The sequence below is a fragment of the Nitrososphaerota archaeon genome, assembly GCA_011605775.1.
In the GTDB taxonomy this organism is placed as follows: Archaea; Thermoproteota; Nitrososphaeria; order Nitrososphaerales; family JAAOZN01; genus JAAOZN01.
In genome coordinates this window covers 1-7,315 of record JAAOZN010000054.1, presented here as the reverse complement: position 1 = coordinate 7,315, position 7,315 = coordinate 1, and the positions used below count along the sequence as shown (strand labels likewise).

9 protein-coding genes are annotated in these 7,315 nt (G+C 46.1%); 6 read left to right on the top strand and 3 right to left on the bottom strand.

The genetic code is table 11. The features are described from left to right. The 4 genes from HA494_05115 to HA494_05100 form a co-directional block, all read left to right on the top strand. Positions 1-556, top strand: a 556-nt coding sequence (locus HA494_05115) for an aminodeoxychorismate/anthranilate synthase component II (protein NHV97151.1), incomplete at its 5' end; no start/stop codon positions are given. A 2-nt stretch (positions 557-558) separates the two neighbouring features. Beyond that, on the top strand, positions 559-1,623 hold the full coding sequence (gene trpD / locus HA494_05110; GenBank protein NHV97150.1) for an anthranilate phosphoribosyltransferase: 1,065 nt from the start codon (positions 559-561) through the stop codon (positions 1,621-1,623). Then, positions 1,616-2,407: an indole-3-glycerol-phosphate synthase gene (locus HA494_05105; protein NHV97149.1), complete on the top strand. Its 792-nt coding sequence runs from the start codon at positions 1,616-1,618 to the stop codon at positions 2,405-2,407. The genes trpD and HA494_05105 overlap by 8 nt, the downstream gene beginning before the upstream one ends. After that, positions 2,394-3,071 (top strand): phosphoribosylanthranilate isomerase, encoded by a 678-nt coding sequence (locus tag HA494_05100; protein NHV97148.1) that lies wholly within the window; start codon positions 2,394-2,396, stop codon positions 3,069-3,071. The genes HA494_05105 and HA494_05100 overlap by 14 nt, the downstream gene beginning before the upstream one ends. A gap of 179 nt (positions 3,072-3,250) precedes the next feature. Here the strand turns inward: HA494_05100 and HA494_05095 are convergent, their stop codons facing one another. Continuing rightward, the gene (locus HA494_05095; protein ID NHV97147.1) at positions 3,251-4,027 is read right to left on the bottom strand and encodes a hypothetical protein; all 777 of its coding nucleotides are present in this window, start codon (positions 4,025-4,027) and stop codon (positions 3,251-3,253) included. Positions 4,028-4,151: 124 nt separating this feature from the next. On the opposite strand from HA494_05095, the gene HA494_05090 reads away from it, so the two are divergent. Beyond that, positions 4,152-4,889 (top strand): proteasome assembly chaperone family protein, encoded by a 738-nt coding sequence (locus HA494_05090; GenBank protein ID NHV97146.1) that lies wholly within the window; start codon positions 4,152-4,154, stop codon positions 4,887-4,889. Between the two features lie 7 nt (positions 4,890-4,896). Then, positions 4,897-5,244, top strand: a complete 348-nt coding sequence (locus tag HA494_05085; GenBank protein ID NHV97145.1) for a hypothetical protein — start codon at positions 4,897-4,899, stop codon at positions 5,242-5,244. A gap of 16 nt (positions 5,245-5,260) precedes the next feature. On the opposite strand, the gene HA494_05080 is transcribed toward HA494_05085, so the two are convergent. Both HA494_05080 and HA494_05075 read right to left on the bottom strand, forming a co-directional pair. Beyond that, entirely contained in the window at positions 5,261-6,112 is an 852-nt protein-coding gene (locus tag HA494_05080; protein ID NHV97144.1) for an acyltransferase, read from the bottom strand. A gap of 33 nt (positions 6,113-6,145) precedes the next feature. Continuing rightward, positions 6,146-7,315: geranylgeranyl reductase family protein (locus tag HA494_05075; protein ID NHV97143.1), on the bottom strand; the 1,170-nt coding region annotated here is incomplete at its 5' end.

The window sequence follows — 7,315 nt, the reverse complement described above, 5'->3', positions numbered from 1 at the left end:
TGACTCCTTCGTCTATAACCTCGCTCAATACCTTGGTGAACTCGGTGCAACCCCTCTCGTCTACAGAAACGACCAACTAACAATTAAGAAGGCTGAGCGGCTTAAGCCAGTGAGAATTGTGATATCCCCAGGTCCAGGTACGCCTGAGGAGCCGAGATACTTTGGCATCTGCTCCCAGATTCTGAGGCAGCTAAGTCCAAAGATACCCACCCTTGGAGTTTGCTTAGGGCATCAGGGTATAGCTTGGGCTTTTGGTGCTCGCATTATAAGAGCTAAACGAGTAATGCATGGGAAGAAAAGCAAAATAAAGCATGATGGAAAAGGTATCTTTAGGGGGATAAAGAACCCGCTCGAAGCTGCACGTTACCACTCGCTTGTTGTAGATCCTGCTACTCTTCCAAACTGCTTTGAGGTTTCCGCTATAGCTCTTGATGACGGTGAAATTATGGGTATTCGCCATAAGATCTACCCGATCGAGGGGTTGCAATTTCATCCAGAATCAATAATTACCGAGGAGGGTAAGGGTATTCTTAAGAATTTTCTTGAACTGTGGTAAAAATGATGCAAGAAGCGATCACAAAACTTGTCGAAAAGGTGGATCTTTCCTATCAAGAGGCATATAAAGCAATGGAAGAAATAATACACGGAGAAGCTACACTCTCGCAGATAGCTGCGTTTCTTACCGCTTTGAGAATGAAGGGTGAAACCGTTGAAGAGATCGCAGCTTTCGCCGAAGCTATGCGGAAATGCTGCTATAAAGTAAACCCAAAGGTGAATAGGCGCCTTGTGGATACTTGTGGAACTGGCGGAGACAGAATAAAGACATTTAATATCAGTAGCGCTGCGGCGTTTGTTGTTGCAGGAGCAGGTGTATCCGTAGCCAAGCACGGGAACCGATCGTTTACAAGCAAAAGTGGAAGCGCCGATGTGCTGGAGCGTTTGGGACTAAACTTAAATGTCCCAAAAGAGAGGATTGAAAAAGCTATTGAAGAAATCGGTATAGGATTCCTCTTTGCCCCTGCGTTACACCCTTCTATGAAAAATGTAGCCAGTGTAAGGAGGGAGATTGGAATAAGGACAGTCTTTAACATTCTAGGGCCGCTGACAAATCCAGCGATGCCATCTGCTCAGGTGATTGGCGTTTATGAAGCTAGACTTGTTGCGAAGATAGCAGAAGTAGCTAGTAAACTGGGTTTGCAAGAAGCTATGGTTGTACATGGCTTAGATGGCTTGGACGAAATTTCAACCATAGGGAGAACGTTGATAGCTTGGCTTAGGGAAGGTGAAATAAGGAAGTTCGAAGTTACTCCTACGGATCTCGGCGTAGAAAGATCTACAGTTGAATCCATTATCGGAAAGAGCCCTGAAGAGAACGCGGAAATAACTTTTAAGATAATATATGGATGCTTGAAAGCAGGTGATCCTAAACGAGACATCGTAGCAGTCAACGCGGCAGCCGGTGTCATCGTAGGGGGTGTTGCTGACGACTTCAAATACGCGTTGGAGCTTGCGCAGAAATCAATAGAAAGTGGTGCTTCCTATAGAAAACTTAAGGAGCTAGTTAAGTTCTATGATGGAAGTTGTGTTGAAAAACTGGAGGAGTTAGAGAGAAGATATGGTTGATTTTCTAGACATATTAGTCGCTGACACTTTTGAATCTTTGCGAAATGGATACTACAACATAGATGAGAGAAAGCCTGTTCATCCTAAAATGAGCTTGAAGGAAGCCATAACCAAGTGTACACACGCTCCAATAATAGCAGAAATTAAACCAGCTTCACCATCCTCTGGAAAACTGAGGCAGATTGTAAGCCCTGCTGACGTAGCTAAAGCGATCAAAAGTGGAGGGGCTGCAGGCATCTCGGTAATTACTTCAGCACGGCATTTTGGTGGTTATCTTGCTTGGCTAGCTGAGGTAAAGCGGCACGTCGATTTACCTGTATTGATGAAAGATGTTCTTGTCGATCCTCTTCAAGTTGAGGCTGCGGCTAAGCTTGGTGCGGACGCCGTTCTGCTGATTTATTCTGTTTTTAAAAGAGGTTATCCGAAAGATTCGATCGAAGGTTTCATTCAGCTTGCCCATTCATATGGCTTGGAGGTTCTGCTCGAGGTTCATACTAAAGAGGAGTTGTTGGATGCTGTTAGAACAGAAGCCGATATGTTGGGTGTCAACAACAGAGATCTGAGGACTCTTAGAGTAGATTTAGGGACAACAAGGAGGGTTCTGGCTAATGTCGATCTAGGTGACAAGGTTGTGGTTAGTGAGAGCGGTATACAAGGGGCTGAGGATGTTCGTAGATTGCGCGGCTATGGTGCAAAGGCTTTCCTTGTCGGCTCGGCGATAATGTTGGCTGAGGATGTCGAGGGTAAAGTGAGGGAGCTTGTGATGGCTTATGAGAACCGTTAAAGTAAAGATCTGCGGCATAACTAGAGAAGAAGATTTGGAGGCTGCTTGCAAAATAGGCGCTGACTTTATAGGCTTTGTAGTCGGCGCTCCATTTTCGCCAAGAAACCTGAAATTAGATGAAGCTGAGCGCTTATTCAAACTCGTCCCCAAGAATGTTAAGAGTGTGCTTGTTACTGTGCCTAAGAGCTTAGAAGAGGTTTTAGAAGCCTATATGCTTTTGAAGCCGAACGTCATTCAGCTCCACGGAGAGGATTTGACGGAGCTGGGTGTCGTTAGAGAAAGACTGCCTTCCGTAACTCTTGTCAGAGCCTTGCCTGCTTCAGAAGGGGTTGTTAATAGAGTGATCCGTGAGGCTCGATTCGCCGATGGAATTCTTGTAGACACATTCGCTGAAGGGCGGCTTGGTGGAACAGGGGTTGTCCACGATTGGAAGATAAGTAGGCGCATAAGGGATGCGATCTATCCAAAGCCTCTAATACTTGCAGGTGGTCTCAACCCATCAAATGTTAGTGAAGCTGTGGAGTGTGTCAAGCCGTATGCGGTAGACGTCTCTTCAGGTGTTGAGTCAAAGCCTGGTGTGAAGGATCTATCCAAAATGGAGACCTTCGTGAAAAGAGCTAGAAGCGTTGTTCTTGATGACGAGTATTGTGGCGCTAATCTGTAAAGTGCTTTTCTTCTAGAAAGAGGAAGGTTTGAGTGGTAGAGTAGAACGTATATGTGTGAAGAGATTTGCCAAAGTTCTTCGCACCTACCGTTTCATAATATTTTAGAATATTCTTCCCACTCCCTCAAAGAGAAAATGGCTGTATTAAGCGAGAAGTTTTTAGAACTTTTGCAAAATTTTTACGGATCTTTCTGCCAACATAATCGCAGGCGTTTTGAGTGTTCTGTGATGATGTCTAGTGCTTCTTTGATCTTGTTTAGGTCTTCTAAGTTGTTGAGAGGTACTGTATGCCATCTTTCTTTTTCTTTCTTCCGTTTGAAGAGCTGTCGTAGAGCCTTTTGTGTCTCTTGTGGTAGCCAGGGATTAATTGCAGGGTTTCCAGTATAGCCTATCCATATACTGCCGTTTCCCTGAATCCCCAAGGGGTCGACGCCCCATTCCTTAACGAAGAAGCGCATAGTGAACAAAGTCCCACCCCCACCCCACCTCACTTCAAATTCTCTTCGCAAGCTAACTTCATCATATAGTTCCTTTATCCACATGAACTTCTCTTTCCCAACGTTTTCCTCGAGCTGCTTAAAGAATCTTTCCTTATTTGCTTCGCCTATGTCGGGTCTTTTTTCACCCACCAAGATTATGCCCTTCTTTCTTAACTCGTCAACAATCTCCTTTAATGCTAGAACCTCTATCTCGAAGCCTTTAATAATTATAAAAGACTTGCCGCCCTTGATAATTGTCTTCCTCTGAAGGTCGTTCTCCCAGCAAACTAGCAGCTTACATTTAGCCAAATTAGGATGCTCGTCGTGTCCTTGATCATAAAAGTTAGAAGCTAGCAACTCGAACTCTATGCCTATCTCCTCACCATTGCGCCTTGCGATACAATCAGGGAACGAGCCGAAATACCGATCTATTACGAATTCGTCTTCACAATAGGGGATCAATAAACCAAATAACAAAACAACCTCATTCTCATATGTTGGCTCACCGTGTACCCTAGAGGCAGAGATCTGATCTGACAAGGAGAATTCTCTCTAGTTTATTTCTATATGTTTAATTGCCTGTTTGGTGTGGTGTGTTGTGGTGGGCTTGGAGATAGAAGTTCGTAGATATAAGGATATCAACCTCAGAGATGGTGTTGTGGTCGACGGATTCCCTTCGGTCGGGTTGGTCAGCAGCATCTCAGCGAGCTACCTCATAGCGGCGCTTCAGCTCGATCAGATCGCTGTGCTAGATTCGCCTCACTTCCCACCGATCTCGCTTATCTTCGACGGGAAGCCGAAGTTTCCAGCGAGGATACACGCTTCGGAGAAGCCTAAGTTGGCCGTATTCTCAGCCGAGTTTACACCGAACCCAGCTTTAGATAGGGCTCTCGCCAAGAAGATACTCTCTTGGTCTAAGGACCACTACTGTAGGATGATCGTAACAATAGTCGGCAGACCGGTGGAAGAGGCTGCTCTGACATCAAGCACACACGACGTTATGGCTGTAGGCAGCACAGAGAGGGCTAGAAGGCTTATTGAGGGTGCTGGGTTAGAGCAGATGAGGCTAGGGATGGTAACAGGCATACCGGGCACGCTGCTCAACGAGGGTAGATGGGAGAACTTTGATGTAGTCGCCCTAGTAGTCAAGGCTAGAGAGAATATAGCTGATGCGACCGCAGCAGTAAAGGCGCTCACAGCCTTCTGTAAACTGGTGCCAGATGTTTCACTAGACATCACCCCGCTTGCTCAAGAAGCTGAGAAGATAGAGGCTAGGCTGAGGGTTATGAGGAAGGAAGTCGCTACAGTCCAGCAGCCGCTCACCGAGATCTACAGGTGAAGTAGGCTTGGTCGGCCTCCCAAAGTGGGTCGCTGAAGAGATATCTAGAGCTGAGTTCATCTATGTAGGCACCGTTAAGTACACGGGCTACCCCCTTGACATAGACTCCGCTAATAGAAAAGTTGATGTGCAGTTTTATGACAGGCTCCCAGACGGCAGATACATAGCCACATTAGATGTGCTAGACGCGGCTCTACTGAACGGTGTGGAGAAGGGGCAGATCTACATATTCAGCATCAAGGTCTATGAAGCACCGCTCAGCGAGAAGCTAATGAAGTTCCTAAGCGAAGAATACAGCGTCTCCATCGAGAAGATATATAGGTTCGAGCTCGAATCTCTGGAGAAGATGGAGTAAGCAGATAAATCTTCGGTTAAAAGAATGGCTTAGCAAAGCGGGCTGGTCTAGTTAGGAGCCTATAGAACCTCGGGCGCCGATCCCTAAAGATGTCATTTAATTCGGTCACCTTCTTATTGCGCGCCTGCTCAAGATCCGCTTGAACCACTTTACATTCTACACGGTCTTCTGAGGCTGATGCTAGAACCTCCATCTTCGGGCTGACGATCTGGCTTCTACCCGTGTATTTTAGGTGGTAGTCGCCCCTCTTCTCCTCTCCAACCCTGTTCGCTGTTATCGTGTATATGTGGTTCTCGAAAGAGCGAGCCAGCATAGCTCTTTGACAATAATTTGGGAGCACTAGATTTGAGGGGTGGGCTATGATCTCAGCACCCTTTAGAGCTAGAACACGCCATATTTCTGGGAAGAGCCAATCAAAGCAGATCAGCATACTTATCCTAGCACCATCAACCACATACACCCTAGGCTCAAGATCACCCTCATTAAACAAGACCTTCTCTCTGTTAAACAGATGTAACTTACGATATAAGCCAACGAACCTACCTTTTGAAACTAGGACAGCAGCATTATAGAGCGCATCAAGATCCCTCTCAGCCAAACCAGCCACAATACTCTTTCTAAGCCTCCCAGACTCTTCCACAAGGATTCTGCAGGTTTCGCCACCTGGAATTTCTTCTGCAAATCCTCTTACCTCATCCCTGGTTAGGAAAGCGTAGCCTGTGTTAAAGAGCTCAGGTAGCACAACTAAGTCTGCATCAACGCCTCTAATCAGCTTTATAGCCTCCTCAACGTTCTCCTTAACTTCACCGAACTTCGGATAGGTCTGCGCAAAAGCGATCTTAAGGTTTTTAGCAGATTCTTCGTTCATCTTCTTTATTCCCATCTCAAGCCACACATAAACCTATCTTCTCTGCATCAAATAGTCGCCAACTTGTTTTATGAGGGATCTAACCTCCTCAGCAGCAACTATTGAGAAGATCTTAACCAACTCCTCTAAACCCAAGCATCTCCTAATCCACTTCGAATGCTCGTCAAAACCATCTTCTTGAAGAAGATCGTTAAGCAGACCCTTTTCTCTAATAAAGTTGAATACCTTTTCTATGCTTCTGTTATCCATCTTCTCATATATTCTCCGCCCTTGTAAACTTGTCTTAAAATCTTCGTGAAATAGGCGCAGCCAGCTTCGGCTATACTTGTGAAGCGCATCAAGATCCCCCTCCAAAAGGTATTTTGCTGCTGCTTGACCCGCGAAGACGCCAGCTAACCCGCAGGAGTATATTCCTCCTCCTGTTGAGGGTTTTGTCTGACCGGCACTGTCCCCGACTACCATCATCCTTCCCTTGACAAAGCTGTCTATTGGTCCGCCCACATAGATGGGAGCTGAAACCTTCTTAATCACCCGACCTCCCCCCTTCTGTTTCAGGAATTCGTCCAATGCGGTGAAGCAGTTTATGGATCGCCCAGCAACCCCTACCTTCGCTGAATCCTTACCTGTTGGTATAACCCAAAGAAAGAAACAGGGATATTTAGTGCTATCTACATATATTTCTACAGCATCTTCTTGTACCCAATTCGCCTCGATATCAAATCTCGCTGCTGGTATTAGTGATCTCTGCTTATCGGCAGGTAGCGCCGATGTCCCTTTTGCTTCGATGTAGATCTTAGATTTAGAGATGCGGCTAGCCTCAACTCTAACACATCCCTCCTTCTCAACCGCTTTAGTGACCCTCTCGCCAAGTATTATCTCAGCCCCTTTTGATGAAGCTGCTTTAGCGAGGTCTTTATCGAATACGCCCCTATCTAATACAACGACCTTTAGCTTCGAAGCTTCCACTTCTACTGGTTTTCCGCTCGGTGGGTATAGGAGCACCCTCTTTATGGTGTTCTGCACCGCTTTACTGGTTGGGATCACGCCCAGCTTCATCAAGGCTCTCATGCTCACAAGCCCATCACACTTATCAGGTACACCTATTTCTAGATCCTCTTCGAAGACAGCGACATTCAACCCTTTAGAAGCAACCTCCCTTGCTGCTAGTAGACCAGCCAACCCTCCTCCGGCTATGACCACATC